Raw genomic sequence first — 25,325 nt, 5'->3', positions numbered from 1 at the left:
AGCTTCCCTGGCCAGTTCCCATTCCTGGGAGAATTTTCGACGGCTTTTGAGGGGCGCTTTTGGGGGCACTGTCGTCGGAGGCGCTCCCGATACTAGGATGTCCAACTAATATCGGGCATCCTCTGAGCTGACAGGAATGACACGCGTGACCGCTGACTCCGACGAGATCCTGACCCGCGTCGACAACGGCGTCGGCATCCTGACGCTGAACCGGCCCAAGGCCATCAACTCGCTCAACCAGACGATGATCGACGTGCTCGCCGAACGCCTGCGCGAATGGGCCGACGACGACGCCATCCGCACCGTCGTCGTCGACGGAGCGGGCGAACGCGGCCTGTGCGCTGGCGGCGACGTGGTGGCGTTGTATCACAGTGCACGCGCCGACGGCAGTGCTGCGAGGAAGTTCTGGTTCGACGAGTACCAGGTCAACGCCCTCATCGGCAGCTACCCCAAGCCGTACGTCGCGCTGATGGACGGCATCGTGATGGGCGGCGGCGTCGGCATCGGCTCACACGGCAGCGTCCGCGTCGTCACCGACACCACGAAGATGGCGATGCCCGAGGTCGGCATCGGCTTCATCCCCGACGTCGGCGGCACGGATCTGCTGGCCCGCGCGGGTGCACTGGGCCTGCATGCCGCACTGACCGGTGCGCCGTTCTCCGGGGCCGACGCGATCGCGCTGGGCTTCGCCGACCACTTCGTCGCACACGACAAGCTTGCCGAATTCACGGCCGAGATTATCGCGTCCGACGTCGACACCGCGCTGGCCAAGTACGCCCAGGAGCCGCCCGCGAGTCAACTGGCGGCCCAACGGCATTGGATCGACGAGTGCTACCAGGCCCCCACGGTCACCGACATCGTCGCCGCCCTCCGCGGACATGACGACGCAGCGGCCAACGACGCCGCCGACGTGATTGCCGGGCGGTCCCCCATCGCGCTGGCGGTGACGCTGGAATCGGTTCGTCGCGCAGCGGATTTGAGCTCCCTCGAAGAGATCCTGGTCCAGGAGTACCGGGTGAGCTGCGCGAGCCTGCGCAGCCATGACTTCGTCGAGGGCATCCGCGCCCAACTTGTCGACAAAGACCGCAACCCCAAGTGGAACCCGTCGTCGCTGGCGCAGGTCACCGCAGAAGACGTCGACGCCTACTTCACCCCCGCCGATCCCGACCTCACCTTCTAGAAGGAGAAGCCCCATGGCCAACTGGGAGACCATCATCGTCGAACGCGAAGAGCGCGTCGGCCTCATCATGTTGAACCGTCCCAAGGCGCTCAACGCCCTCAACAGCCAGGTGATGAACGAAGTCACCGCCGCGGCAGCGGAATTCGACAACGACCCGGGCATCGGCGCGATCGTCCTCACCGGCAGCGAGAAGGCCTTCGCCGCGGGCGCCGACATCAAAGAGATGGCCGACCTGTCCTTCGCCGACGTGTTCAGCAGCGACTTCTTCGCCAAGTGGGGCGAGTTCGCGGCCGTGCGCACCCCGACGATCGCCGCGGTCTCCGGATACGCCCTGGGCGGCGGGTGCGAACTGGCGATGATGTGCGACATCCTGATTGCCGCCGACACCGCGAAGTTCGGTCAGCCCGAGATCAAACTCGGTGTGCTGCCGGGCATGGGCGGAAGCCAGCGCCTGACCCGCGCGATCGGCAAGGCCAAGGCCATGGACCTGATCCTCACCGGCCGCAACATGGACGCCGAGGAGGCCGAGCGCGCCGGACTCGTCAGCCGGATCGTCCCCGCCGCCGATCTGCTCACCGAGGCCAAGGCCGTGGCGACCACCATCTCCCAGATGTCGCTGTCGGCCGCACGGATGGCCAAGGAGGCCGTCGACCGCGCCTTCGAGACGACGCTGACCGAAGGGCTGCTCTACGAACGGCGCCTGTTCCATTCGGCATTCGCCACCGAAGACCAGACCGAGGGGATGCGGGCCTTCACCGAGAAGCGCCCACCGAACTTCACGCACCGCTAAAGTGCGGTGGTGACTGACACCTCCCCGACGGCGGAGAAGCCTGAAGAACCGGCGCCACAGGACGAACCGGCGCCGGCTTCGGCCGAAGCGCCGGCCGAAGCACAACCCGACACACGGGCCGACGGACCCTGGTGGGCCAAGCACTACACGTTCTTCGGCACCGCCGTCGGATTGGTCTTCGTCTTCCTGTCGCTCACACCGTCGCTGCTCCCCCGCGGGCCGCTGTTCCAGGGTCTGGTCAGTGGTGCCGCGGGCGCCATCGGATACCTGATCGGTGTCTTCGCGGTCTGGCTGGTGCGCTACCTGCGCGGAAAAGACTCCAGCCCAACCGCTCCCGGCTGGGCTTGGGTGACCCTTCTGGTGGTCGGCATCATCGGCATGGTCGGGATGCAGTTCTACTTCCACAGCTGGCAGGACGACGTCCGCGACCTCATGGGCGTGCCGCGTCTGCAGTGGTTCAACTACCCGCAGGCCGCGATCATCGCGGTCATCGTGTTGTTCATCTTCGTCGAGATCGGCCAACTGGTCCGCAGACTGGTGTTGTTCCTGGTCCGGCAACTCGAACGTGTTGCGCCGCCGCGGGTGTCGGGCGTCGTTGCGGTCGGCCTGGTGCTCGCGCTGGCCATCGCGCTGCTCAACGGCGTCGTGGTGCGGGTCGGCATGGACTTCCTGAACAAGACCTTCGCCGCGGTCAATGACGAGGATTCCCCCGACATCACCGCCCCCACGACGACACTGCGCTCAGGTGGACCGGAGTCACTGGTGGACTGGAGTTCACTGGGTCACCAGGGCCGCATCTTCGTCTCCGGCGGACCCAGTGTCGAAGAACTCACCGAGTTCAACGGGGCACCGGCCACCGAACCGATCCGCGCCTACGCGGGCATGGGTTCGGCCGACAACATCCGCGAGACGGCCGAGATGGCCGCGCGTGAACTGTTGCGCACCAACGGGTTGTCCCGCCAGGTCGTCGCAGTCGCCACGACCACCGGCACCGGCTGGATCAACGAGGCCGAGGCCTCGGCGCTGGAGTACATGTACAACGGCGACACCGCGATCGTGTCGATGCAGTACTCGTTCCTGCCCAGTTGGCTGTCGTTCCTGGTCGACAAGGAGAACGCCCGCCAGGCCGGACAGGCGCTCTTCGAGGCCGTCGACGAGATGATCCGCACCCTGCCCGAAAACGAGCGACCCAAGCTCGTGGTCTTCGGTGAGAGCCTGGGCTCGTTCGGCGGTGAGGCGCCGTTCCTGAGTCTGAACAACCTGGTCGCGCGCACCGACGGCGCGCTGTTCTCCGGGCCGACGTTCAACAACACCGTCTGGACCGACCTCACCATCAACCGTGATGAGGGGTCGCCGATGTGGCTGCCCATCTACGAGAACGGCGAGAGCGTGCGGTTCGTGGCGCGCCCCGAGGACCTGAAGCGTCCCGACAAGCCGTGGAGTCAGCCGCGCGTCGTCTACCTCCAGCACGCCTCCGACCCGATCGCGTGGTGGACACCGGATCTGCTGTTCCGGGAACCGGATTGGCTGCGGGAGCCGCGCGGCTACGACGTCTCGCCGCAGATGGACTGGATCCCGGTGGTGACGTTCCTGCAGGTGTCGGCCGATATGGCGGTCGCGGTCGATGTGCCCGACGGCCACGGACATCGGTACGTGCGCGACGTGGTCAACGGTTGGGCGCAGGTGCTGGAACCGCCGGGGTGGACCGCGGAGAAGACCGAGCGGCTACGCCCGCTGATGCACGCCGACGGCTAGCTGGTCGAGCACGCCGGCGGCCACCAGCGCGTGGTAGCCGCCGGCGACGTCGGTGGCGCGGTGCAGTCCCAGGTCCTGCAGCGCGGCGGCGGCGAGGCTCGAGGTGTAGCCCTCCGAGCACAACACGACCCACTCGACGTCGTCGTCGACGGCGTCGGCGATCCGGGCATCGCTGGTGGGGTCGCAGCGCCACTCCAGGACGTTGCGCTCAATCACCAGCGCGGCGGGCACCGAGCCCTCGGCGGCCCGTTGGGCGGCCGGTCGGATGTCGACCAGGATCGCGCCGCGCTCGACGGCGGCGGGCACCTCGGCCGCAGGCAACCGGGTCAGACGCGCCCGCGCCGCCTCGAGGACGGTGTCGATCCGGCTCACGCGTTGCCTTCGGGCTGGTCGGTGAGCTCCGTGCGCACGCGCTTGAGCCGACCCTTGCCCGTGACCTCGTAGTAGGACATCGCGGTCAGCGGCGGCGAGTACGCGTGCACGCTCAGCGTCGACTGGCGCGGCGCGGACTGCACGGCGGTGGGCGCCCACACGACGTCGTGCACCCAGCCCAGCGGGAACGCGGCCTGGTCGCCGGCATCCAGCCGACGGCGACGCAGTTCATCACCATCCCAACGGAATTCGTTGAGCGCGCCGGAGAGCACGGTGAGCGCACCCAGCGAGCCGGCGTGGTCGTGGAGTTCGGTCGGATGCCCGGGCGCCCAGCTGATCAGCCAGACGTCGAGATCGTCGTCGCCGCGGAGGCGGACGTACCAACGGTCATCGACGGGGACGCCACCGGGCGGCAGCAGATGGTCGTAGACGCCGTCGAGGAAGTCGGCGGCGGCGCGGTCGGTCGCGTGCAGCAGGTCGGGCAGGCGCAACCGGGTCGGATTGGAAACGGCGGGCACGACGCCGGAGGAAACAACAGGGTGGGACACCGCAGGGGCGGTCATGACAAGTACTCCTGGAGAGACGGGGAATCGGAAGGGCCGGCGATCAACGGGCCGGACAACACTCCCGGGTCTCTTCGTACTGCGTCATGCGGCCAGTGTGGCACAGCGAACCGAGGGCCGGAAAGCTGCGCGAATTAACCTCACGGTGAACCTGACAACTTGCAGGTCGCGTGCCGGGGTACGGCACCGGTTGCCTAGATTGGATGGCATGCGCAGGAACTCCACCTTGCTCGTCTTCGGTGTCGCGGCCACGTCGGCGCTGATGAGCGCGGGCTGTGCGTCTGATCAGGACCACACCGCGGCGACCAGCACGACGACGACCACCGCCGAGTGGACACCGCTGCCCCCGGAACCGACGCCGCCCGACGCCGTCGGCGTGTCCCCCGGCGGCGTCACCACACGCGTCGATGTGCCCTCGGACGCCGAGGAGTCTCAATACGGGCAGGCGTGCCTGGCCGCCAAGACGTGGATGGATGCCCAGGGCGGCGACCCGACGGTCCTCGTCGAGCCGTATCTGCAGGTTCTGCAGCAGCCCGGCTTCCAGGATCCGGGCAACTTCAACACCCCGTGGGCCGAGTTGACCCCGGCCCAACAGGCCGGGGTCATCCTCGCAGTCAACGGCGCCGCCGAGGGTCAGTGCGGCTGAGCGGTCCCGCCGGGGGCCGACAACCCGTAACAATGGACTGATGCGGGTGGCGTTGGCCCTGGGCAGTGGCGGGGCGCGCGGCTATGCCCACATCGGGGTCATCGAGGAGCTTCACGAACGCGGGCATGAGATCGTCGGCATCGCGGGGTCGTCGATGGGCGCCCTGGTCGGCGGCCTGCAGGCAGCGGGCAGACTCGACGAGTACACCACTTGGGCCAGTTCGCTGACGCAGCGCGCGGTGCTGCGACTGCTGGACCCCTCGATCACGGCCGCGGGGGTGCTCCGGGCGGGCAAGATCCTGGACGCTGTGCGGGAGATCCTCGGCGATGTCTGCGTCGAGGATCTGCCGATCCCGTACACCTCGGTGGCCACCGACCTGATCACCGGCAAGTCGGTGTGGATTCAGCGAGGGCCGGTCGACGACGCCATCCGGGCCTCGATCGCGATCCCCGGCCTCATCGCACCCCATGTGGTGGACGGGCGACTGCTCGCCGACGGCGGAATTCTGGATCCCATCCCGATGGCGCCGATCGCGTCCGTCAACGCCGATGTCACGATCGCAATCAGCCTGGCTGGTGCCGATCCGGAGGTCCGTCGTGGTGAGCGGGAACCGCGGCCCAGTGCCGAGCGGTTGAGCCGCATGTGGCGCAGCACGTCGTCGTTGCTGGACACCAAGGCCGCACGGTCGGTGCTGGACACGCAGACCGGTCGAAATGTGTTGGGCCGGTTCGTCTCCAGCGAGGAGGACAGCGAGGAGTCCTTCAATGAGCAGGCGGCTCCCCTGGTGCCCAAACTCGGTGGTTTCGAGGTGATGAACCGGACGATCGACATCGCGCAGGCCGCGTTGGCACGGCACACCCTGGCCGCTTATCCGCCCGATCTGCTGATCGAGGTGCCCCGCACGGTGTGCCGGAGCCTGGACTTCCACCGCGCGAGCGAGGTCATCGAGATCGGCCGCGAACTGGCCGAAACGGCGCTCGACAACCTGGAAGGCCGCGGGTCAGAGTCCTAGGAACGCGGCGACGCGGGCGGCCTCCCGGCGGCCCTGGGCCCGACCGGCCTGCGCCGACGGTGTGCGGCACGCGGGGTCCAGGGGGTTGCGTCCGAAGGCCGCGAGCGATTCTGCGTCGGCGAACACCGCGAGCGTCGCGCCCGGGAAGGCGTCGATCTCCTCGGCGGTGCCCTGCTCCCACACCGACGGCGCGTCGATACCCGACGGCACCAGCGCCACAGCGGACTCGCAGTCCTGGGCGACGGCCATGTTGACCGAACTGGCCACCCCGCCGTCCATGTACCGCCGATCGCCGATCGTCACGGGCGGCCACGCACCCGGCACCGCGCAGCTTGCGGCGACGGCATCCACCAACTCGACGCCCGATTCCCGGGTGAAGACCACCAACTCACCAGTGTCGATGTCGACCGCGGTGATCCGCAGGTCATGATCGGGCCACCGATGCGACGGCAGGCGATGGGCGATCACCGCGCGGCGCACCGGTTCGGCCACGGTCGCGGCACCTGCTGCGACGGCACCGATCTTCTGCAGCTTCTGCGCTCTGGTCGCGCCCGGCGTCGTCATCGCCGACAGGAACAGTCCGGCGATGTCGTCCACCGCGACACCCGAAGCGATCTCACGGGACTCGCCGGACACCTGACGCTCGAACAGGTCCTGCAGGCTCAACCCGCTGCCCAATTGGGCCGACACCGTGGACCCAGCCGAGGTGCCGACCAGGACATCGGCGGCCAGCAGTGCCGCCGCGGCGTCGGGATGTTCGTCGGCGATTCCGGCAAGAACACCTGTCTCCCAAGCGATTCCCGCGATGCCGCCGCCGGCGAGCACCAGGGCGCGGCGCCGCGTCACCGCAGCAGCTCGTCGGACAGCTGCTCCAGGCTCTGCCGCGCGAATCCCCGCCAGATCCTGGCGAACACCGGCAGCGCGAGGCCGGCCGCCGTGGATTTCGGGTGCACCGTCCAGCGCCACGTCACCAGGGTTCCGGTGCCGACGGGGGTGAAGCGCCACTCCCCGTCGATGTGGTCCACCAGCGGCGACAGCGGGCCGGTGACGTCAGACAGGGTGTATCCGAACACGTTCGGCGGGTCGACGACGGTCAGCTTCTCCCGCATGGTGCCGCCGCCCACCTGGACCACGGTGCGGGTCAACCCCGCGCTGTCCCATTCGCCGGTCTGATCCAGCACGGCCTTCACCGGCGTGATCGGCCCGTACCACCTGCGGAAGAGGGTGGGCAGGGGCATCGGCAGGGTGCGTGTGAACGCGGTGTCGACATCCACTGGAACCGCGCGCGACTGTTCCATGACGTGGGGGGTGGCCATGACCCGATGCTAGCCTCGCGCCCGAGCGAGTCTGGGTGCCGACCGGCCCGAGTACAGCGGCAGGTCGAGGTATGTCGCCACCCCCGGCGGCGCGGCGCACACCGCGGGCACCGCGTTCACGCAGTGCGCCGCGGTCGCCACGACCCCCGACTCCACGTCATCGCCGATCTCCCCCTGGAAGCCCTTGACGGTCACGGTGAAGTCCGGTTCGCCGCGCACCTCCATCTCGTACCGCTGTCCGGCCGGACCGAAAGTCCAAGGCGGATCGAGGTTCTCCTCACCCATGAGCCAGTTGACCGTCACGCGGACGACGGGTTCGTCGCCGACGAGGGCCTCCCAGTGGAACTTTCGCCCAGCGACCTGACCGGCTTCGATGACGCCGATCGGCGACTCGATGGGCGCGGTGGCGACCGCGATCTCCTGAGTCGCGCGGATCCTGGGGTCGGCGTCGAACCCGATCTGGTCGGTGACCATCTTGACCGCCTGGATGAAGCCGCCGTCGAGCATCTTCTGCATGGGCCCGCTGAGCGCCTTGTCGGGGGTGTCACCGAACCCCATCACGTGCCGCACGACGTCGGGGGCCTCATAGGTGCGCAGATCGGAGAACTCCTCTGCGCGAACGAATGTCACGCCGGTGGACATCGCCGACAGCAGCAGCGGGAACTTCTCGCTGATGCCCCCGGGGGCGATGCCCGTGCCGTGCAGGGTGGCGTTGCCCGCGACCGCGGCCTCGCGCATCGGCGCGGCCTGCTTGGCGCTGGGGTAGAGCCATCCGACGGGGGTGACCACGTTCTTGCCGGAGCGCAGCAGGGCGGCCACCTCGTCGGGGTTGGCCATCAGGGGCGCGTAGATCACGGCGTCGGCGTCCAACGCCAGGATCTCGTCGATGCTGTCGGTGGCGGTCACGCCCAGAGGTCCGACACCGACGATATCGCCGACGTCGCGCCCCTTCTTCGCCGCCGAATGCACCCAAGCGCCGACGAGTTCGAGGTCGGGGTGGTCGAGGACTCCCTTGATCGCCGCCACGCCCACGCCACCGGTGGCCCACTGCACGACCTTCAACGCCATCAGGCCTCCTCGCCGCAACTAGAACACGTTCCAGTCATTCATAGCGTGAAGCGCCCGCGATGTACATGGCCTCAGCCGAGCGTCTCCACCTGGTAGCCGCCGTCGGCGTACCGGGCGCGGATGGTCTTCTTGTCGTACTTGCCGACGCTGGTCCGCGGGATCTCGGCCACGAAGGTCCATCGCTCGGGCAGCCACCACTTTGCGACCTTGTCGCTCAAGTACTCCCGCAGTTCGGCGGCGCTGGCCTCGCCGCCCTCGATGAGCACGACGGTGGCCAACGGGCGCTCCTGCCAGCGGTCGTCGGGCACCCCGACCACCGCGGCCTCCAACACCGACGGGTGCGCGATGAGGTTGTTCTCCAGGTCCACCGAGGAGATCCACTCGCCGCCGGACTTGATGACGTCCTTGGCGCGGTCGGTCAGCGTGACATAGCCCTGCGCGTCGATGCGGCCGACGTCACCGGTGCGCAGCCAGCCGTTCTGGAACTTCGACGGGTCGGTGTTGCGGTAATACGACCCGGTGATCCACGGCCCACGCACCTCGAGTTCTCCGACGGCCTCGCCGTCCTGGGGCAGCGGCTTGCCCTCGTCGTCGACGATGCGGGCCTCCACGCCACACAGAGGACGCCCCTGGGTGCCGCGCAGTTCCCAGTGCTTGTCCTCGTCGACGCCGGGCGGCGGCCAGGCCAGGGTCGCGATGGGCGAGGTCTCAGTCATACCCCACGCCTGCCGGATCCGGACGTTGTACTGCGCCTCAAAGCTTTTCATCAGCGAGACCGGCACCGCCGAACCACCGCAGGCGACCAGCCGCAGGGACGAGATGTCGCCCCCGTTGCTGTCCAGATGGTGCATGACGTCGTTCCAGATGGTCGGAACTGCGCCGGCCACCGTGGGCCGCTGGGTCTCGATGAGGTTGACCAGCGAGGGGGCGTCCATGAAGCGATCGGGCATCACCAGATCGGCGCCGGCCATCAGCGCCGCATAGGGCAGACCCCAGGCGTTGGCGTGGAACATCGGCACGATCGGCAGGGCCTTGTCGGAGAAGCTCAGACCCATCCCGTTGCCGGTGCATGCCGACATCGAATGCAGGTAGCTGGACCGATGGCTGTAGACCACACCCTTGGGATGGCCCGTGGTGCCGCTCGTGTAACACATTGCGGCAGCGGATGTCTCGTCGAGATCGGGCCAGTCGAACTCGTCGGATGCTTCAGCCAGGACGTCGCTGTAGCGCAGCACGGTCTTGCCGGAGTCCGTGAACGGCGTCAGGTCACCGTCGCCGACCGCGATCACGGTGTGCACGGTCTCCATGGACCGCAGCACCGGACCCAGCAGCTTGCCCAGCGACACGTCGGCGATGACCACCTGGTCTTCGGCCTCGTAGGCGATGAACTCGATCTGCTCCGGGAAGAGGCGGATGTTCAGGGTGTGCAGCACCGCACCCATCGACGGCACCGCGAGATAGGCCACCAGGTGCTCCTGGTTGTTCCACATGAACGTCGCGACGCGCTGGTCGCCGGTGATGCCGAGCTTGCGCAGTCCGTTGGCCAGGCGGGCGGCGTCACGCGCCACCTCCCGATACGTCGCGTGCCGGTAGCCGCCGTCCCCCGTGGCCGTGGTGACGACCCGGTCTCCATGCACTGTGTTGGCGTATCGCAGGATCGCCGCGACGGTCAACGGGAACTCCTGCATGGTGCTGTCCATGGCTGCCTCCGAACTCTCAGCACGCGCACGCTGTTGGCCTACGCTATCGCCGGTGACCATAACGAAGTCCGTATTGCTCTTCGTCGTCGCCGCCCTGTTCGAGATCGGCGGCGCCTGGCTGGTCTGGCAGGGCGTGCGTGAGCAGCGCGGATGGGCATGGGCCGGCCTGGGCGTGGTGGCGTTGGGCGCCTACGGGTTCGTGGCCACCCTCCAGCCCGATGCCAACTTCGGCCGGATCCTGGCCGCTTACGGCGGGGTGTTCGTCGCGGGCTCGCTGGCCTGGGCGATGGTGTTGGACGGCTTCCGGCCGGACCGGTGGGACGTCATCGGTGCACTGATCTGCCTGGTCGGCGTTTCGGTGATCATGTACGCGCCGCGGGGCGCCTGACGGGAACGAATCGGCGGCTCTGCACGATATATAGAGAAGACTGTCACCGTGGGACCCCTTGGAGGAAACATGCGATCAGCAGCCGTCGCCGTTGCGGTCGCCGCGGTGGGAATGCTGGCCTCCGCCGCCACGGCCTGGGCCGACGAGTCGGCCCGCGACGTGATCAATGACCTGCGCGCGCAGGGCTACAGCGTGATCATCGACCGCGTCGGTTCGGGGAACCTCGACAGCTGTGTGGTCACCGGGGTGCGCAATCCGCAGTCCATCTCGCGGATGCCGTTGGGTGACGAACGCGACGACATGGACCTGACGGGCACGGTCACGCTGCGGCAGACGATCACCGTCTCACTGAACTGCAGCGGCTGACCCGCTCGGCTCAGAAGCCTGCAGCCTGCAGCTCCCGCATCGGCACGTCGATGACGGCAGCGTCGAAGATCTGCGCGATCGCCTGGTTGGTGGTGACGTTGACCTCGTAGGTGGTCACCCGCCCGGAGTTGTCGGAGACGAACAGATGCACGCCGTCGCTGCTCTCCAGCGCGGCCGACAGTTCGACGCCGGCATCGATGCGGTCGATGATGTGGCGCGTCGCGGTGCAGATGACGGTGACGTGGTCACCGCTGACGACATAGGCCCGCTCGCCGTCGGCGCTCAGCGACACCTGCGCGGCCGCCCCGTCGAGTTCGATGGTGCCGGTGATCTGCAGGGTCTTGGCGTCCAGGAAGTCGATGACGCCGCCGAACTCATCGTCATCGCTGACGGCGACGAGCACGGCACCGTCGCGGCTGACCGCGATGTCGCGGACCATCGACGGGATGGGCGCGGCGCCGGCGACCCGACCGTCCTTGACCGCCATGACGACGCCGCTGGTGTGGTCGACGGCCGCGACGTAGACGAGTCCGTTGGTGGGGTTGACCGCGAGCGCGGTGGGCACGGTATGCGGGCCTACGACCAGTTCGACGTCGCTGACCTCGTGCGTCTCGGCATCGATCACTCCGAGGAGAACGGCCGAATCGGCGGCCTGCAGGGCGTACACCCGGCGTCCGTCGGGACTGACGGCGACATCACGCAGTGCGCCCGCGACCGGGATGCGCGCGAAGACCTCGCCGCGTTCGAGCACCGTGATGGTGTCGTAGGCCGGTTCGACGGAGGTGACGTAGGCACGCTGGCCGGCGACGGCGATCGCGAAGGGTTCGTAGACGTCGGCGACGGTGGCCGCGCGGCGCGGACCACGCCGCGCCACCAGCGACAGGGTGTCGTCGGCGTAGTTGGCGGTCAGCAGGTTGCCGCCGAGTTCGGCCATCGCGGTGATGGGCCCGGAGGCGATCGTCGCCGCGCTGACCGGCGCGAAGGCGCGCACGTCGTCAGAGGCGACAGCAGCGTCGGCCGCGATCACGGCCTCGACGGCGCGCGACGTGGCAGAGACAGGCCGGCGGTCGAGGCGCGGCGACAGCACAGGAAGAGCTCGTGCCGCCTCAGCGTCATCTCCAGCCACTCGGTCCACAGGTGCCACTTTGTTTGCCATAGTCGTTGATCCTCCCTCGGGCGAACCCGGTCGCGGCGCCTCTGGCCGCGTATTCGAGCGCCATGCTCAGCGCCGATCCTGATCGAGTGTAGTCATCGGCACAGACACGAAATCCATTCATCGCAGCGGTGGCGACTCATGACGCGTAAATGTCTAAGGCATTACACAGGACGCACCGTTATCAAATCGTGTTGTTTGCTGGAGGCAACCATGGCACACTGGTCCAGCCAGCAACGACGCATCGGTCAGCTAATTGGCTTGATCAAATTCTTCGAGCTTCCTTAATAAGTATTTCTTACCGCTCCAGGCCCGAAATGAGGGCTAAATCACAGCCGGTTTCGAGGCGTGTTCGGCCGTCGGACGCGGTTGGTGAGGATTCCGTGGCGGGCGGGTGAAGCCCCAACGAACCGCGGCGTGGCATAACTTCGGTGATGTTCGGGACTGATTCGCTGTGGTGACGCGGGAATGCCTATCCGGCCTGCAGCCTCACGCTGACCTGGCATGAACCCTGGCGCGGATCGGGGGTGACACTGACCCGGACGCGTGAGACGGACCCGACGGGCGAGGTCGGCGCCGATCTTGAGCGCGCGCGCCTCCCTCCCCTCGGGGCCTAAGGCGAGGTGGACCCGGGTTGGCCAGCCCTCAGCAACAGACGAGAACCTCTGCGAATCCGTCCGGAAGGCCAGCCGCGGTTAGAGCACCTTCGACAGAAACTCCTGCAACCGCGGGTGTTTCGGGTTGTCGAACAACTCAGCGGGCGGCGCGTCCTCGACGATGTTGCCGTCGGCCATGAAGATCACCCGCGAGGCCACCTCACGCGCGAAGCCCATCTCGTGAGTCACCACGACCATGGTCATGCCCTCGGCCGCCAACGCCCGCAGCACCTCCAGCACATCGCCGACCATCTCGGGATCGAGTGCGCTGGTGGCCTCGTCGAACAACATGATCGACGGGTTCATCGCGAGCGCCCTGGCGATCGCCACACGCTGCTTCTGCCCGCCCGACAGCGTCGCGGGCTTGACGTCCGCCTTCTCCGCCAGTCCCACCTGACCCAGCAGGTCCATCGCCCGCTTGCGTGCGGCGGCCTTGTCCATCTTCTTGGTCAACAGCGGTGCCAGCGTGACGTTTTCGATCACCGTCATATGCGGGAACAGGTTGAAGTGCTGGAAAACCATGCCGATGTGTTGGCGCACCTTGTCCAGGTCGACCTTCTTGTCGGTGAGGTCGAAGCCGTCGACGGTGACCTTGCCGCCCGTGATGTCCTCGAGTTTGTTGAGGCACCGCAGGAAGGTTGACTTGCCCGAACCCGACGGGCCGATGACGCACACCACCTCCCCCTTGCTGACCGTGGTGTCAATGCCGTCGAGCACCACCAGATCACCGAAGGACTTCTTGAGCCCCTCGATTCGGATCTTCACGGCGCCTTCGGGTTCGGCCGCCACCTCTTCGGGCACCAACTGGTTCATTTCACGAGCCTCTTCTCGAGTCGGTCCGAGAGTTTGGTCAACGCCATGATGACGATGAAGTAGATGATGCCGATGATCAGCCACATGGTGAACGACTGGTAGTTGCGGGCGATGATCAACCGCCCCGTCTGGGTCAGTTCGGCGATGCCGATCACCGACAGGATCGAGGTGTCCTTGAGGGTGATGACGAACTGGTTGACGTACGACGGGATCATCGTTCGAACCGCCTGCGGCAGAATCACTCTGCGCATCGCCGGCAGATAGCCGATGCCCAGGCTGCGCGCGGCCTCCATCTGCCCCTTGTCCACCGACTGGATGCCACCGCGCACGATCTCGGTCATGTACGCACCGGCGTTGAGCGACAACGTGATGATGCCCGCCGTCAGTGCCGTCATCTGCAACCCGAGCGCCGACGGGATGCCGAAGTAGATGAAGAACGCCTGCACCAACAGTGGTGTGCCGCGGAAGATGTCGACGTAGGTCGTGCCGATGGCACGCAGCCAGATCGACCGTGACACTCGGAACAATCCGAAGACGACGCCGAGCACCAGGGCTATCGCGATCGACACCACGGTGAGGATGATCGTCATCTTCAGGCCCGCCATCAGCACCGGGAAGGTGCTCTTGAGCAGACCGAAGAATGAGTTGTCGGCGTCCGAGGCGCCCTCGCCCAGATAGGTTTCCAGGATCTCGTCGTAACGACCGGACTCCTTGAGGTTCTTCAGGCCCTGGTTGAACTTCGACAGCAGTTCGGCGTTCTGGCCCTTGTTGACCGCGAACCCGTAGCTGGATCCCTTCTCCTTGGGCGTGACGGTCTTGAACCCGTTGCCCTGCTGAATGCCATAGTTGAGCACTGGGTAGTCCTCGAAGATCGCCACCGAGTTACCGGTCTTGACCTCCTCGAACATCGACGCCGAGTCCGCGAACGACACCACCTCGAACCCGTACTTTTCCCTTATGGATTCGGCGAACTCCGCACCCTCGGTGCCGTTCTTGACCGCGACCCGCTTGCCCTTGAGATCGGAGTAGGACTTGATCTCGTCGTCGTCCTGCAGCACCGCCATCTGCACGCCCGACTCGAAGTACGGATCGGAGAAGTCGAAGACCTTCTTGCGGGCATCGGTGATCGACATGCCCGCGATCACCCCGGCGGCCTGATTGGCCTGCACTGCCTGCAGTGCGGCGTCGAAGCCCAGCGGTTTGATGTCGACGACGAAGTCCTGGTCCTTGGCGATCTCGCGGAGCAGATCCATGTCGATGCCGACGAAGTTGCCCTGCGCGTCCTGGAACTCGAACGGCGCAAAGGTCGTGTCCGTGGCGATCACGTAGGTCTCGCCCGCGGCGCCGGCGGTGGGCGCCAACACCCCGGCGCCGAGGCCGCCGAGCAGCAGAACGATGAGGAGGCCGGCGAGGTGCCGGAACCGTGGTCGCCTCGATCCGGTGTCACCGCACGGTCTGGAACCGACTCGCATCCTTAACCTCCCGAGGTTGCTGGGTTTCTCACGCTAACGGGACGGTCTGCGTCGCGTCGGGCTTTCCGGCCACGCCGGTGACCTGTCGAACCGAGTGGGCCCGCACCTCGTGTCTCCGGCAGGGCCTGAACGGGTGACCCGAGAGCAGAAGGGACACCGCCATGTACACCGCGTTGTCGGTTTCATTCGCGGCCGCGGCGGCATCGGCGGGCATGCTGTTCGCGCCCGCGGCGGTGAGCGCGGCAGACTCGGCCGCGGTGGTGATCGGCCAACTCGAGGCCGAGGGGTTCGACGTCAGCGTCGACCGGATCGGCAACACACCGTTGGAGGACTGCGTCGTCACCAATGTGCGCAACACCGGATCGCAGCGAGAGTTCGTGCGTGTGGACGGCCGCAACGACAACGACGTGTTCGTTCCGGTGATCGTGCGCCGGTCCGTCGTGGTTTCGCTTGACTGCACCGGTTAACCCCTGGATATGCGACGATCTGCGGGTGACGCCGCAGGACGACCCGGAGGCTCGAATCCGGGACTTGGAGCGCCCGATCGCCGAGGGTGCGACAGAACTCGGCGTACATGGCCCCCCGCAGACACAGCCGTGGTCATACGGCGGCTATCCCCCGCCGCCTCCCCAGGGGCGCAGCGGAATCAAGGTGTTCGTCATCGTCGCCGCCATTCTCGCGCTGGGAGTCGCGGCGGGCGCTGTGGTCTACGTGCTGTCCAGCGGTGGCGCGGAGAACACCACCTCAGGACGACCGACGTTCTCCGGTGGGGGCGGCGGATTCCCGAGTCCCACAGTGCGGCCGTCCCGACCCACCGTGCCCCCAGTGCCCACCGGTCTGCCGGATGGGCCGGTCGTCGAGACGCTGCCACCCGGCGGTGTGGTGACGGTCGCGGGCGTGGACGGCAACAAGACACTGGCCTGCGATGACAACGTCGTCAGCATCAGCGGTGTCAACAACACCGTGACCATCACCGGGCACTGCGCCATGCTCACGGTCTCGGGCGTGGAGAACGTGATCGTCGTCGACTCCGTCGACCGCATCGGCGTCTCCGGCCTGAAGAACCGGGTCACCTTCCGTTCGGGCGCACCCGAGATCGAACAGTCCGGGTTCGACAACGTGGTCGGGCAGGGCTGAGCGCTCGCCGCACATGCGCTGAATCGGGCGGGAATTCGGCCGGATCCGTGACATTCCGCGTCGAACTTCAACCCCACGACACCCGATCCCTGTGGGACAGTTACACCGTGGTTGACAAGGTGCGGGTCGTCGTCGGGGACGACCATCCACTGTTCCGTGACGGTGTGGTGCGTGCGCTGGTGTCCAGCGGTGAGATCGATGTCGTCGCCGAGGCCGACGACGGCACGTCGGCGCTGGCCGCCATCAAGGAACACCAACCGGCCGTGGCGCTGCTCGATTACCGCATGCCCGGTCTGGACGGTGCGCAGGTCGCGGCGGCCGTGGTGCGCGACGAGCTGCCCACCCGCGTGCTGCTGGTGTCGGCGCACGACGACTCCGCGATCGTCTACCACGCCATTCAGGAGGGTGCGGCGGGATTCCTCCCCAAGGAGTCGACGCGGGCCGAGATCGTCTCCGCGGTGCTCAACTGCGCGCGTGGCCGCGACGTCCTCTCCCCTGGCCTGGCGGCGGGGCTGGCCGGTGAGATCCGGCGGCGCGCAGAGCCTTCCGGACCCGTGCTGAGTCCCCGCGAGCGGGAGGTGCTCGATCTGATCGCGGGCGGTAAGACCATTCCCGCGATCGCCTCCGAACTGTTCCTGGCGCCGTCGACGGTCAAGACCCACGTGCAGAGGTTGTACGAGAAGCTCGGTGTCAGCGATCGCGCGGCCGCGGTGGCCGAGGCGATGCGGCGCAGGCTGCTGGAATGAGTTCGCGCCTGCAACTGCCCGATTATGTGACCGCGGAACCGGTTCGGGTGGCCGCACTGCTGCGCCTGCCGATGATCGGGCTCATCATCATGATCGTCGACGTCGGCGACGTCGACCATTGGCTGCCCACGGTGTGGCATACCGCGATCATCAGTTACTTTGTCGCGTCGCTGATCTGGCTCGTCGTGGTGTTCCGCGGCCCGACGCCGAAGTGGGCCGGTTGGGTGACCACGCTGGTCGACGTGCTCATCGTCGTCACATTGTGCCTGAGCTCTGGCGGTGCGACGGCGTGGCTGTTGCCGGTGTTCTTCCTGCTGCCGATCTTCGTGGCGTTCCAGGACCGGCCGTGGTTGACCGCGCTGCTGGGGGCGACCACCGCCTTCGCCTATCTCGGGGTGTGGATCGCCTACTCCAAACGCGATGACACGGTCGGCATGCCGAACATCGTCTATATGCACTTCGCGTTCCTGGTGTGGTTTGCGCTCGCGACCACGGGCCTGAGCCTGGTGATCGAGCGGCGCAACCAACGCGTGGGTGCACTGCTGGAGGCACAGCGACAGTTGGTGTCGGAGTCGCTGCGGGCCGACGAGCGCAACAGCCGTGAACTCGCCGAGACGCTGCATGACGGACCCCTGCAGGAACTGCTGGCCGCGCGGATGGCGCTCGACGAACTGTCCGAACGTGTCGATGACTCGGCGGTGACCGCCATTCGCGACACCCTGACGGGCACGGCCGCCCAGCTTCGGTCCACCCTGCGGACGCTGCATCCCGCGGTGCTGTCCGAACTGGGGTTGACGCCCGCTGTCGCCGAACTGCTGCGCCAGTATCGCGACCGCGCCACGTTCGCGGTGGAGGCCGAACTCGACGACGTCGGTAAACCGCCGGCCCAGGATCTGCTGTATCGCGGGGCCCGCGAACTGCTGGGCAATGTGTCCAAACATGCGCAGGCGTCCAACGTCTGGGTCACGCTCAAGCTGCGCGACGACGAGACCATCGAACTGATCGTGACCGACGACGGTGCGGGGTTCGACCCGAGTGCGCTCGACACGCGCATCGCCGAGGGTCACATCGGTCTGGCGTCGCTCAAGGCGCGGGTTGAGGCGATGGGCGGAACACTCGACATCATCTCGTCGCAGGGCCACGGCGCGCGGGCCAGGCTGGTCGCGCCGGCCACCGTGGGCTGACACGCCACATTGCCGAGCCATGAGTTGTCCTCAACTCATGGCTCGGCGGTGGGTGGCTCAGCCGACGAAGATGAAGCCGCGGCTGTAGATCGGCTGCCAGGGCGTGGCCTTGGTGGACGGGCTGTAGAAGTGCGGGCCGCGATTCTCCGGCGAGGTGATAGACGGGTTGGTGCTGCCGGTGTCGGCGTTGGCGCTGGAGGCGACGCCCAGCCCGATCAGGACCGGGGCGGCCAGCAGGGCGGCGGAGGCGGCGATGCGGCGGGTGATGACGTTCATGATGAGTTCCCCTCTATTGCTTGGCTTTTCAATTCTCCGACCGGTGTGTTCCGGCGATGAGATAAGAATGCCCTGCGTCGAGGCGGACGTCTGTCATCCGGCCGGTTGATCGACAGGATGAACTCGTTGTCCCCCGATCGGTGGACAGACTCCATCGTTGACACCGCACTCACGGCGGGCTCCACTCGCACTTTCCCGCCCTGAGTGCGGCCCCAGCGCAGGGTCCTGGGGCGGCCGATCGGATGCCCGCCCGCGGCTAGCGCGGTTCCCGCACCAGGACCGCTCGGGTGTAGAGCAGGTGAAAGCCGCTGCGCTGCACATTCTTCTGCGAGGTCGATCCGGGCGCTGTGGTGACGACGGCGAGGTCGCAGCCAGTCGCTGCGGCGTCGGCCAGTCGGGTCGCCAGCATCGCGGCCTGCACCCCACGGCGCCGGTGTGAGGGCCGCGTCGCCGCACCGGTCAATTGAGCGACGCCACTGGTGAACCGGACGCTGCCTGCCCCGACGACGGCGCCGCTGCACTCCGCGATGTAGGCCACCGCACCCGCCGCCTCGAAGTCGCGTTCGGCGCGCTCAAGGACGTCGTGAGGAAACTCCTCGTGGCTTAGGACGCCCTCGCCGTCGGGGTGCGCGAAGCCGTCCACGATGGCGTCCACCCACGCGTCGAGTTCGTCGGCGTCGGCCTTGCGCACCGTGATCCCCGAAGCCGGGGCAGGGGTCGGAGCGGTCAGGTCGCGGCCCAGCACATCCTCGAAGCCCACGAGTCGATAACCCCTCGCTGTCAGCGCCGCGCCGACGTCAGGGTCGGCCAGGTTGGACAACTCGACCTGCACCGGAGCCCCGAATGCGGCGAAGGCTGCTTCGACGTCCGTGAGCGCCTTGTCGTCGGGCACGCCGTCGAAACCGAGTCCGACGACCTTGTTCATGGGTGAGCCGTCTTCCGCCGAGACCGCGTAGCCGCCGGCCAGGGGAAGCACCAGGCCTCGCGCGCCGCGCACCGCCGCCGCTTCGGTGGCCGCGACGATCAGGTCGGCCTCGGCGGCCTCGATCCGGCGCGCGAGATCGATGCCGCAGAACAGGGGTGGGGTGCTCACCGCAATATTCTGCGGCCCGGGGCAAGCGATTTTCCGCCGAGGCCGTTGAGACCGCACTCGGGCGGGCTGCACTCGAACTTTCCCGCCGTCAGTGCGGTGTCAACGGGGAAGTTGGGTACTCCGGGCGCATGCCCACCGTTTCGCGCACCTTCTCGGTCACGCCACCGCCGTCAGCCGTCATCGACTACCTCAAGGACTTCTCGCACGCCGAGGAGTGGGATCCCGGCACTCAGACCTGCACACGGTCTGACGACGGCCCGATCACCAGGGGCACGACCTGGCACAACGTGTCCAACATCTTCGGCGTGACGGCCGAACTGACGTATGTGCTGCACAAGCTCACGCCGGACACGCTGGTGTTCGTGGGCACCAACAAGTCCTCGACGTCGACTGACACCATCACGGTCGCCCCCGATGGTGCCGGTTCCAAGCTCGCCTACCAGTCCGATGTGGAGATGAAGGGGTGGGCCAAGCTGCTGAATCCGGTGATGCGCGTGGCCTTCGAGAAGCTGGCCAACGACACCGAGAAGCAGATGACGGCGGTGCTGAACAGGCTCAGCTGAAATTTCTCGAGAATTCGGCGTTTGATCGTCGCCGAGACCGGGAACAACCTTCGTTCCCGTGACGTTGGGGAGACGTTGGTACTGGCAGGGAGGATCACGATGGCCACTGATTACGACGCCCCCCGCGTCAAGGAGACCGACGAGTCGAAGGACGAGTCTTTGGAGGCGCTGACCATTCAGCGCCGCGCCGCGGTCGACACCGCGGTGATCGACGAGGACGAGGTGGTCGATTCGTTCGATCTGCCCGACGCGGACCTCACCGGCGAGGAGCTGACCGTCCGGGTGGTCCCCAAGCAGGCCGACGAGTTCACCTGCTCAAGCTGCTTCCTGGTTCAGCACCGCAACCGGATCGCACTGCAGAAGGGCAGCGAGCAGATCTGCATCGACTGCGTCTGACGACCTACATCTGACAACCGGCGTTCCCGTCACGCTGATCCAAACGGTCGCCGGGGCCCACGGACTCGACATCTACTGGAAGCAATTCATGCTCTCCCGCAGATTCACCGATTCCGGAGGCCCCACCCATGTTTCGTCCTCTTGCGCGCACCGCCCTGACGATTGCCGTCCTCGCCTCGGCAGTCGCCTGCAGCAGCGACGACACGGGCGGTGAGGGGTACACCCTGCGCATCGGCGCGACCTCCCCGACGGGCACGCCCGCGGGCTCGCTCGGCTGGGGCGACAAGGAGGGCATCCTCACCGAGGAGCTCAAAGCCGCCGGCGTCGACAAGATCGAGTACTCGTTCTTCCAGTCCGGCAGTGATGCGGCGTCGGCGCTGATCGCCGGCGCGGTCGACGTCGCCGCCATCGGCGACAACCCCGCCCTGCGGGCCCGCAGCCGGGATCCCAAAGTGGTTCTGCTGGCCCTTGATTCGATCAACGGCGACGCCTGGCTGGTGGGCGCCAAGGGCGGCCCGACCGACATTGCGGGCCTGGTCGGCAAGAACGTGACAGCCCCGCAGGGCACCATCCGGGATCGCGCCGCCAAGCAGCTGATCGAGGCGGCCGGCCTCAGCGACAAGATCCAGGTGCGCGACGTGCCGACCCCCGAATCCATCGCGGGGCTCAGTTCCGGACAGATCGACGCGACCGTGGTGACCGGCGCCAGCGCGATCGAACTGCAGGAGAAGGGCTTCCCGATCATCGACAGCCTCTCCAAGCACGGCTTCGGCAGCACCGGGACCAACATCGCGCTGACGTCGTTCACCGATCAGCACCCCGGTTTCGAACAGGCCTGGCAGAAGGCAATCACCGCGGTCAACCGCAACATCACCGAGAACTTCGACGACTACACGGCGTGGATCGCCAAGACCGACGACACCAGCGTCGACAGCGTGCGGAAGTCGACCAGCATCGACGAGTTCAACACCGAACCGTTCCCCAAGCAGGGTGTCGAACAGCTTGAGGCCGCCTACAACTTCCTCAACGCCGACGGTTCGCTCGAGAACGAGTACTCGGTACAGGAGTGGGCCGGGGCGAAGTCATGACCGCCGTCGATGCGGCAGTCCGCCTCGACACCCCCGCACCGACGCCGGAACTGATCGACGTCGTCGCCGGGCACCGCCGCCGGCGAAGCCTGTGGGCCCGCATTCCGCGCCCTGTCCGCCGAATGGTCAGCCCAGTGCTGATTCTGGCGGTGTGGGCCATCGGTTCCAGCACCGAACTGCTCAACCCCGACCTGTTTCCGTCACCCGCGCACGTCGCGGGCACTGCGTGGCGCCTGCTGAATGACGGCCAACTCGCCGTCCACGTCGGCGCGTCGGCAACCCGGGTCATCACCGGTTCGGTGCTGGGCATCCTGATCGGTGTCCTGCTGGCGGTGCTCGCGGGCCTGACCCGTACCGGCGAGGATCTGCTCGACTGGACCATGCAGATCCTCAAGGCCGTACCGAATTTCGCACTCACGCCGCTGCTGATCATCTGGATGGGCATCGGTGAGGGCCCCAAGATCGTGCTCATCACGATGGGTGTCGCGATCGCGATCTACATCAACACCTACTCCGGAATCCGTGGTGTCGACCAGCAACTCGTCGAAATGGCCCAGACCCTCGAGGCCCGCCGGTCGACCCTGATCACTCAGGTGATCCTGCCGGGCGCAATGCCGAACTTCCTGATCGGCCTTCGACTGGGCCTCTCCAGTGCGTGGTTGAGCCTGATCTTCGCGGAGATGATCAACACCACCGAAGGCATCGGCTACCTGATGTCGCGCGCCCAGACCAACCTGCAGTTCGACGTGTCGCTGCTGGTGATCGTGATCTACGCAATCGCCGGTCTGCTGTCCTACTCGCTGGTGCTGGTTCTGGAACGCCTGCTGTTGTCGTGGCGCAACGGCTTCGACGGATTCGAGGGCCGGGCATGACTTCTCCGGTGGTCAGTGTCCGGGGGCTGCGACGCGCGTTCGGTGAGCAGCAGGTGCTCGACGGCTTGGACCTCGACATCGCCGACGGTGAATTCGTCGCGATGCTGGGCCGCTCCGGATCGGGCAAGAGCACGCTGCTGCGCATCCTGGCCGGCCTCGACAATCAGGTCGAGGGATCGGTGGTGGTTCCGAAGTCGCGGGCCGTGGTGTTCCAGAGTCCGCGCCTGTTGCCGTGGCGGCGCACGCTGGCCAACGTCACCTTCGCGCTGCCCGACGGCGGCCCCGATTCGCCCAGTCGCACCGCACGCGGCCGGGCCGCACTCGACGAGGTCGGTCTGGCCGACAAGGACCGCGCCTGGCCGCTGTCACTGTCCGGCGGTGAGGCACAACGGGTTTCGCTGGCCCGCGCGCTGGTGCGCGAACCCGACCTGCTGCTGCTCGACGAGCCCTTCGGCGCCCTGGACGCCTTGACCCGACTCAAGATGTACCGCCTCCTGCACGACCTGTGGGCGCGCAGGCACATGGCGGTGCTGCACGTGACGCACGACGTCGACGAGGCGATTCTGCTGGCGGACCGGGTCGTGGTGCTCTCCGAGGGCCGGGTGTCCCTGGACCGTCGTGTCGACCTGTCGTTCCCGCGCAGTCGCGGCGACGAGGGTTTCGACGATCTGCGCCGGGTACTGCTGGCCGAACTGGGCGTCAAGGAGGAGGTCGGGCATGACCTCAGCCGGTGACCTCGACGTGCACAGCACAGACGTCCTGGTGATCGGCGGCGGCCCGGCGGCCACCTGGGCGGCGATCGCCGCCGCGGAGAGCAGCAGCCGAGTCACCCTGGTGGACAAGGGCTACTGCGGCACCAGCGGGGCCACCGCCGCGGGAGGTAACAACCTGTGGCTGATCCCGCCGGGGCCGCGCCGCGAGGAGTCCATCCGCGAACGCGAGGCCGCGGCAGGCGGTCTCACCGACGCCGAGTGGATGCTGCGGGTGCTGTCCTCGTCATGGGAGGGTATCGAGCGCCTGGCGCAGTGGGGATTCCCTTTCCCGGTCGGGGACGACGGCAATCAGCTTCGCAGCAGCCTGCAGGGCCCGGAGTACATGCGCCGGATGCGGCGCAAGGCTCATCGCAGCGGGGTCCGGATCCTCGATCACCACCCGGCACTCGCGCTCACCTCCGATGAGGACGGCGTGGTCAACGGCGCGACCGGCATCGCCCGACAGGATGACGGGCGCCCGTGGCGGATCACCGCTGGGGCGGTGGTCCTGGCCAGTGGCGGCGCCGCGTTCCTGTCCGGCACCTTCGGCACCAACGTGAACACCGGTGACGGCCTGTTGATGGCCGCGGAGGCGGGCGCCGACCTGTCCGGCATGGAGTTCTGCACGGCCTACGCGCTGGCACCGGAATGGGGCGTCCACACCAAGGGACGCATGCTGCAGTGGGCCAGCTTCTATGACGAGCAGGGCCGTCCGCTCCCCACCGAACTCGGTCTGGGCGGACGCAGGGATGCGCAACGGGCGCTCACGCGCGGTCAGCGGGTCTTCGCCAGGCTGGACCGCGCCCCCGCGCACATCCGCCAGACGATGCGCGAGGCCCAGCCGAACTACTTCCTTCCCTTGGACAAGGCCGGCATCGACCCGTTCGTGACGGCCTACCCGGTTCGGATGGTCTACGAGGGGTCGGTCCGCGGCACAGGTGGTCTGCGCCTGACCGGACCGCACTGTGCGACCACGGTTCCGGGCCTTTTCGCGGCGGGTGACGCCGCGACCCGGGAGCTGATCACGGGTTCGATCAGCGGAGGCGGCAGCCACAACGGTTCGTGGGCCATCGCGTCGGGCACGTTCGCGGGTCGCGGCGCGGCGGAGTTCGGTCGCAGACGCAGCATCGGTCACCCCACCGAGGCCGACCGAGTGGGCCTTCGACCCGGGCGGCATGACGCCCCGACCGTCGACGAGGTGGTCCGCGCGGCCCAGGCCCACGTGCTGCCGCCGTTGCGCAGCCACACCAAGTCCCAGGACAGGCTGACCGAGTCCGCCGAGGCGCTCGAGCAGTTGTGGCTCGACATCGAGGGCGGGTTGGCTCCGTTGCCGCCGCGGGAGTCCTACAAGTCGAGGCAGGCCACCGCGATGGTCGCGACGGCCCGGTGGATCACCGCGGCGTCACTGGCCCGGCCCGAGAGTCGGGGTCTGCACCGCCGCGAGGACCACCCCGACACCGATCACCGATTCGGTCACCGGATCTTGGTCGGTGGGCTCGATGAGGTCTGGACCCGCGCCGATCCCGTTGCCCCGCAGGTACTGTCGTCCGAGGCGGTCGCATGATCGAGATCGTCAGCGCCACAGCCTGCATCGCCTGCGATGTCTGCATCAAGGTGTGTCCCACCGATGTCTTCGACCGCGGCGAGGACGGCATCCCGGTGATCGCCCGTCAGTCGGATTGTCAGACGTGCTTCATGTGCGAGGCCTACTGCCCCGTCGATGCGCTGTACGTCTCGCCGGTGTCGGACCCAGTGGGCGCGGACAGTCCGCACGCCGACGAGGACGCCGTCGCTCGCGCCGGCCTGCTGGGCGGGTACCGCGAGATGGTCGGCTGGGGTCGCGGCCGAACCGCGGGCTCACTTCTGGATCGCAACCCGCTGCTCAAAGCGGTTCCGCCACTGCCGGAGTCACGGCTGCCCATTCCGGCCGACGTGGTGGACTCGCCCTGGAACCACAGCGCACAGTGA

Annotated in this window: 29 protein-coding genes; 18 read left to right on the top strand and 11 right to left on the bottom strand. The window is 67.4% G+C overall.

From position 1 onward, the window contains the following. Nucleotides 1-136: 136 nt before the first annotated feature. Genes G6N34_RS03685 through G6N34_RS03675 form a run of 3 tightly spaced genes read left to right on the top strand, consistent with a single transcriptional unit; the run spans nt 137 to nt 3,725 of the window. On the top strand, nt 137-1,180 hold the full coding sequence (locus G6N34_RS03685) for an enoyl-CoA hydratase/isomerase family protein (RefSeq protein ID WP_085150509.1): 1,044 nt from the start codon (nt 137-139) through the stop codon (nt 1,178-1,180). 13 nt (nt 1,181-1,193) lie between these two features. After that, complete coding sequence (locus G6N34_RS03680) at nt 1,194-1,970, top strand: enoyl-CoA hydratase (RefSeq protein WP_085150507.1); 777 nt, start codon at nt 1,194-1,196, stop codon at nt 1,968-1,970. A gap of 9 nt (nt 1,971-1,979) precedes the next feature. After that, nucleotides 1,980-3,725, top strand: coding sequence for an alpha/beta hydrolase (locus tag G6N34_RS03675; RefSeq protein ID WP_085150541.1), 1,746 nt, complete (start codon nt 1,980-1,982; stop codon nt 3,723-3,725). Here the strand turns inward: G6N34_RS03675 and G6N34_RS03670 are convergent. After that, nucleotides 3,696-4,097, bottom strand: a complete 402-nt coding sequence (locus tag G6N34_RS03670; RefSeq protein WP_085150505.1) for a rhodanese-like domain-containing protein — start codon at nt 4,095-4,097, stop codon at nt 3,696-3,698. The two genes, G6N34_RS03675 and G6N34_RS03670, sit on opposite strands and share 30 nt — an antisense overlap. Then, nucleotides 4,094-4,660 (bottom strand): cysteine dioxygenase, encoded by a 567-nt coding sequence (locus tag G6N34_RS03665; RefSeq protein WP_085150503.1) that lies wholly within the window; start codon nt 4,658-4,660, stop codon nt 4,094-4,096. The genes G6N34_RS03670 and G6N34_RS03665 overlap by 4 nt, the downstream gene beginning before the upstream one ends. 208 nt (nt 4,661-4,868) lie before the next feature. On the opposite strand from G6N34_RS03665, the gene G6N34_RS03660 reads away from it, so the two are divergent. Both G6N34_RS03660 and G6N34_RS03655 read left to right on the top strand, forming a co-directional pair. Next, nucleotides 4,869-5,306 (top strand): lipoprotein LpqV, encoded by a 438-nt coding sequence (locus G6N34_RS03660; protein WP_085150501.1) that lies wholly within the window; start codon nt 4,869-4,871, stop codon nt 5,304-5,306. A 40-nt stretch (nt 5,307-5,346) separates the two neighbouring features. Further along, nucleotides 5,347-6,318, top strand: coding sequence for a patatin-like phospholipase family protein (locus G6N34_RS03655; protein ID WP_085150499.1), 972 nt, complete (start codon nt 5,347-5,349; stop codon nt 6,316-6,318). Here the strand turns inward: G6N34_RS03655 and G6N34_RS03650 are convergent. From G6N34_RS03650 to G6N34_RS03635, 4 genes are all read right to left on the bottom strand, one after another. Then, nucleotides 6,307-7,164 (bottom strand): patatin-like phospholipase family protein, encoded by an 858-nt coding sequence (locus G6N34_RS03650; protein ID WP_085150497.1) that lies wholly within the window; start codon nt 7,162-7,164, stop codon nt 6,307-6,309. The genes G6N34_RS03655 and G6N34_RS03650 overlap by 12 nt on opposite strands. Then, nucleotides 7,161-7,634 (bottom strand): SRPBCC family protein, encoded by a 474-nt coding sequence (locus G6N34_RS03645; RefSeq protein WP_085150495.1) that lies wholly within the window; start codon nt 7,632-7,634, stop codon nt 7,161-7,163. Before G6N34_RS03645 ends, G6N34_RS03650 begins: the two co-directional genes overlap by 4 nt. Before the next feature lie 9 nt (nt 7,635-7,643). Beyond that, complete coding sequence (locus tag G6N34_RS03640) at nt 7,644-8,702, bottom strand: NAD(P)H-dependent amine dehydrogenase family protein (protein ID WP_085150492.1); 1,059 nt, start codon at nt 8,700-8,702, stop codon at nt 7,644-7,646. A gap of 71 nt (nt 8,703-8,773) precedes the next feature. Then, complete coding sequence (locus G6N34_RS03635; protein WP_085150490.1) at nt 8,774-10,402, bottom strand: long-chain fatty acid--CoA ligase; 1,629 nt, start codon at nt 10,400-10,402, stop codon at nt 8,774-8,776. Between the two features lie 52 nt (nt 10,403-10,454). Here G6N34_RS03635 and G6N34_RS03630 point away from each other — a divergent pair, with 52 nt between their 5' ends. Together G6N34_RS03630 and G6N34_RS03625 are read left to right on the top strand one after the other, a co-directional pair. Further along, the gene (locus G6N34_RS03630; protein WP_085150488.1) at nt 10,455-10,790 is read left to right on the top strand and encodes a YnfA family protein; all 336 of its coding nucleotides are present in this window, start codon (nt 10,455-10,457) and stop codon (nt 10,788-10,790) included. A gap of 69 nt (nt 10,791-10,859) precedes the next feature. Beyond that, a complete protein-coding gene (locus G6N34_RS03625; RefSeq protein WP_085150486.1) occupies nt 10,860-11,156 on the top strand; it encodes a hypothetical protein in 297 nt (98 codons plus the stop codon). Between the two features lie 10 nt (nt 11,157-11,166). On the opposite strand, the gene G6N34_RS03620 is transcribed toward G6N34_RS03625, so the two are convergent. The 3 genes from G6N34_RS03620 to G6N34_RS03610 form a co-directional block, all read right to left on the bottom strand. After that, entirely contained in the window at nt 11,167-12,312 is a 1,146-nt protein-coding gene (locus tag G6N34_RS03620; protein WP_133057728.1) for a beta-propeller fold lactonase family protein, read from the bottom strand. Nucleotides 12,313-13,004: 692 nt separating this feature from the next. Beyond that, on the bottom strand, nt 13,005-13,778 hold the full coding sequence (locus G6N34_RS03615; RefSeq protein WP_085150482.1) for an amino acid ABC transporter ATP-binding protein: 774 nt from the start codon (nt 13,776-13,778) through the stop codon (nt 13,005-13,007). Continuing rightward, complete coding sequence (locus G6N34_RS03610; protein WP_085150480.1) at nt 13,775-15,250, bottom strand: amino acid ABC transporter substrate-binding protein/permease; 1,476 nt, start codon at nt 15,248-15,250, stop codon at nt 13,775-13,777. The genes G6N34_RS03615 and G6N34_RS03610 overlap by 4 nt, the downstream gene beginning before the upstream one ends. A 161-nt stretch (nt 15,251-15,411) precedes the next feature. Here G6N34_RS03610 and G6N34_RS03605 point away from each other — a divergent pair, with 161 nt between their 5' ends. The 4 genes from G6N34_RS03605 to G6N34_RS03590 all read left to right on the top strand — a co-directional run bounded on the left by G6N34_RS03605 (nt 15,412) and on the right by G6N34_RS03590 (nt 18,317). Beyond that, a complete protein-coding gene (locus tag G6N34_RS03605; protein WP_085150478.1) occupies nt 15,412-15,717 on the top strand; it encodes a hypothetical protein in 306 nt (101 codons plus the stop codon). A 25-nt stretch (nt 15,718-15,742) separates the two neighbouring features. Beyond that, nucleotides 15,743-16,387, top strand: a complete 645-nt coding sequence (locus tag G6N34_RS03600; protein WP_179965721.1) for a DUF3060 domain-containing protein — start codon at nt 15,743-15,745, stop codon at nt 16,385-16,387. A 107-nt stretch (nt 16,388-16,494) separates the two neighbouring features. Then, nucleotides 16,495-17,133 (top strand): response regulator, encoded by a 639-nt coding sequence (locus G6N34_RS03595; protein ID WP_085150537.1) that lies wholly within the window; start codon nt 16,495-16,497, stop codon nt 17,131-17,133. Beyond that, the gene (locus tag G6N34_RS03590; RefSeq protein ID WP_085150476.1) at nt 17,130-18,317 is read left to right on the top strand and encodes a sensor histidine kinase; all 1,188 of its coding nucleotides are present in this window, start codon (nt 17,130-17,132) and stop codon (nt 18,315-18,317) included. Before G6N34_RS03595 ends, G6N34_RS03590 begins: the two co-directional genes overlap by 4 nt. Before the next feature lie 57 nt (nt 18,318-18,374). Here G6N34_RS03590 and G6N34_RS03585 read toward each other — a convergent pair whose 3' ends face one another. Next, nucleotides 18,375-18,593: a hypothetical protein gene (locus tag G6N34_RS03585; RefSeq protein WP_085150474.1), complete on the bottom strand. Its 219-nt coding sequence runs from the start codon at nt 18,591-18,593 to the stop codon at nt 18,375-18,377. A gap of 256 nt (nt 18,594-18,849) precedes the next feature. After that, nucleotides 18,850-19,686: a GNAT family N-acetyltransferase gene (locus tag G6N34_RS03580; RefSeq protein ID WP_085150472.1), complete on the bottom strand. Its 837-nt coding sequence runs from the start codon at nt 19,684-19,686 to the stop codon at nt 18,850-18,852. A 128-nt stretch (nt 19,687-19,814) separates the two neighbouring features. Between G6N34_RS03580 and G6N34_RS03575 the strand changes: the two genes are divergently transcribed. From G6N34_RS03575 to G6N34_RS03545, 7 genes are all read left to right on the top strand, one after another. Then, entirely contained in the window at nt 19,815-20,249 is a 435-nt protein-coding gene (locus G6N34_RS03575; protein ID WP_085150470.1) for an SRPBCC family protein, read from the top strand. A 99-nt stretch (nt 20,250-20,348) separates the two neighbouring features. Continuing rightward, entirely contained in the window at nt 20,349-20,645 is a 297-nt protein-coding gene (locus G6N34_RS03570; protein ID WP_085150535.1) for a DUF4193 domain-containing protein, read from the top strand. A 128-nt stretch (nt 20,646-20,773) separates the two neighbouring features. Then, on the top strand, nt 20,774-21,733 hold the full coding sequence (locus G6N34_RS03565; RefSeq protein ID WP_085150468.1) for an ABC transporter substrate-binding protein: 960 nt from the start codon (nt 20,774-20,776) through the stop codon (nt 21,731-21,733). After that, a complete protein-coding gene (locus G6N34_RS03560; RefSeq protein WP_085150533.1) occupies nt 21,730-22,605 on the top strand; it encodes an ABC transporter permease in 876 nt (291 codons plus the stop codon). Before G6N34_RS03565 ends, G6N34_RS03560 begins: the two co-directional genes overlap by 4 nt. After that, nucleotides 22,602-23,339: an ABC transporter ATP-binding protein gene (locus G6N34_RS03555; protein WP_085150466.1), complete on the top strand. Its 738-nt coding sequence runs from the start codon at nt 22,602-22,604 to the stop codon at nt 23,337-23,339. Before G6N34_RS03560 ends, G6N34_RS03555 begins: the two co-directional genes overlap by 4 nt. Beyond that, a complete protein-coding gene (locus tag G6N34_RS03550; RefSeq protein WP_085150464.1) occupies nt 23,323-24,921 on the top strand; it encodes an FAD-binding protein in 1,599 nt (532 codons plus the stop codon). Before G6N34_RS03555 ends, G6N34_RS03550 begins: the two co-directional genes overlap by 17 nt. After that, entirely contained in the window at nt 24,918-25,325 is a 408-nt protein-coding gene (locus tag G6N34_RS03545) for a 4Fe-4S dicluster domain-containing protein (protein ID WP_085150462.1), read from the top strand. The genes G6N34_RS03550 and G6N34_RS03545 overlap by 4 nt, the downstream gene beginning before the upstream one ends.

The sequence above is a fragment of the Mycolicibacterium confluentis genome, from assembly GCF_010729895.1.
Lineage (GTDB): Bacteria > Actinomycetota > Actinomycetes > Mycobacteriales > Mycobacteriaceae > Mycobacterium > Mycobacterium confluentis.
The sequence above is the reverse complement of the archived record's forward strand: the minus strand, read 5'-3'. Positions and strand labels throughout refer to the sequence as shown.

Excerpts from the sequence above, each read along its gene's own strand:
- G6N34_RS03560 (WP_085150533.1), top strand. The coding sequence starts at position 21,730 with ATGACCGCCGTCGATGCGGCAGTCCGCCTCGACACCCCCGCACCGACG.
- G6N34_RS03620 (WP_133057728.1), bottom strand. The coding sequence starts at position 12,312 with ATGGCAAACAAAGTGGCACCTGTGGACCGAGTGGCTGGAGATGACGCT.
- G6N34_RS03665 (WP_085150503.1), bottom strand. The coding sequence starts at position 4,660 with ATGACCGCCCCTGCGGTGTCCCACCCTGTTGTTTCCTCCGGCGTCGTG.
- G6N34_RS03555 (WP_085150466.1), top strand. The coding sequence starts at position 22,602 with ATGACTTCTCCGGTGGTCAGTGTCCGGGGGCTGCGACGCGCGTTCGGT.
- G6N34_RS03590 (WP_085150476.1), top strand. The coding sequence starts at position 17,130 with ATGAGTTCGCGCCTGCAACTGCCCGATTATGTGACCGCGGAACCGGTT.
- G6N34_RS03545 (WP_085150462.1), top strand. The coding sequence starts at position 24,918 with ATGATCGAGATCGTCAGCGCCACAGCCTGCATCGCCTGCGATGTCTGC.
- G6N34_RS03610 (WP_085150480.1), bottom strand. The coding sequence starts at position 15,250 with ATGCGAGTCGGTTCCAGACCGTGCGGTGACACCGGATCGAGGCGACCA.
- G6N34_RS03550 (WP_085150464.1), top strand. The coding sequence starts at position 23,323 with ATGACCTCAGCCGGTGACCTCGACGTGCACAGCACAGACGTCCTGGTG.
- G6N34_RS03640 (WP_085150492.1), bottom strand. The coding sequence starts at position 8,702 with ATGGCGTTGAAGGTCGTGCAGTGGGCCACCGGTGGCGTGGGCGTGGCG.
- G6N34_RS03655 (WP_085150499.1), top strand. The coding sequence starts at position 5,347 with ATGCGGGTGGCGTTGGCCCTGGGCAGTGGCGGGGCGCGCGGCTATGCC.
- G6N34_RS03645 (WP_085150495.1), bottom strand. The coding sequence starts at position 7,634 with ATGGCCACCCCCCACGTCATGGAACAGTCGCGCGCGGTTCCAGTGGAT.
- G6N34_RS03585 (WP_085150474.1), bottom strand. The coding sequence starts at position 18,593 with ATGAACGTCATCACCCGCCGCATCGCCGCCTCCGCCGCCCTGCTGGCC.
- G6N34_RS03680 (WP_085150507.1), top strand. The coding sequence starts at position 1,194 with ATGGCCAACTGGGAGACCATCATCGTCGAACGCGAAGAGCGCGTCGGC.
- G6N34_RS03685 (WP_085150509.1), top strand. The coding sequence starts at position 137 with ATGACACGCGTGACCGCTGACTCCGACGAGATCCTGACCCGCGTCGAC.
- G6N34_RS03615 (WP_085150482.1), bottom strand. The coding sequence starts at position 13,778 with ATGAACCAGTTGGTGCCCGAAGAGGTGGCGGCCGAACCCGAAGGCGCC.
- G6N34_RS03605 (WP_085150478.1), top strand. The coding sequence starts at position 15,412 with ATGTACACCGCGTTGTCGGTTTCATTCGCGGCCGCGGCGGCATCGGCG.
- G6N34_RS03575 (WP_085150470.1), top strand. The coding sequence starts at position 19,815 with ATGCCCACCGTTTCGCGCACCTTCTCGGTCACGCCACCGCCGTCAGCC.
- G6N34_RS03565 (WP_085150468.1), top strand. The coding sequence starts at position 20,774 with ATGTTTCGTCCTCTTGCGCGCACCGCCCTGACGATTGCCGTCCTCGCC.
- G6N34_RS03625 (WP_085150486.1), top strand. The coding sequence starts at position 10,860 with ATGCGATCAGCAGCCGTCGCCGTTGCGGTCGCCGCGGTGGGAATGCTG.
- G6N34_RS03660 (WP_085150501.1), top strand. The coding sequence starts at position 4,869 with ATGCGCAGGAACTCCACCTTGCTCGTCTTCGGTGTCGCGGCCACGTCG.
- G6N34_RS03570 (WP_085150535.1), top strand. The coding sequence starts at position 20,349 with ATGGCCACTGATTACGACGCCCCCCGCGTCAAGGAGACCGACGAGTCG.
- G6N34_RS03635 (WP_085150490.1), bottom strand. The coding sequence starts at position 10,402 with ATGGACAGCACCATGCAGGAGTTCCCGTTGACCGTCGCGGCGATCCTG.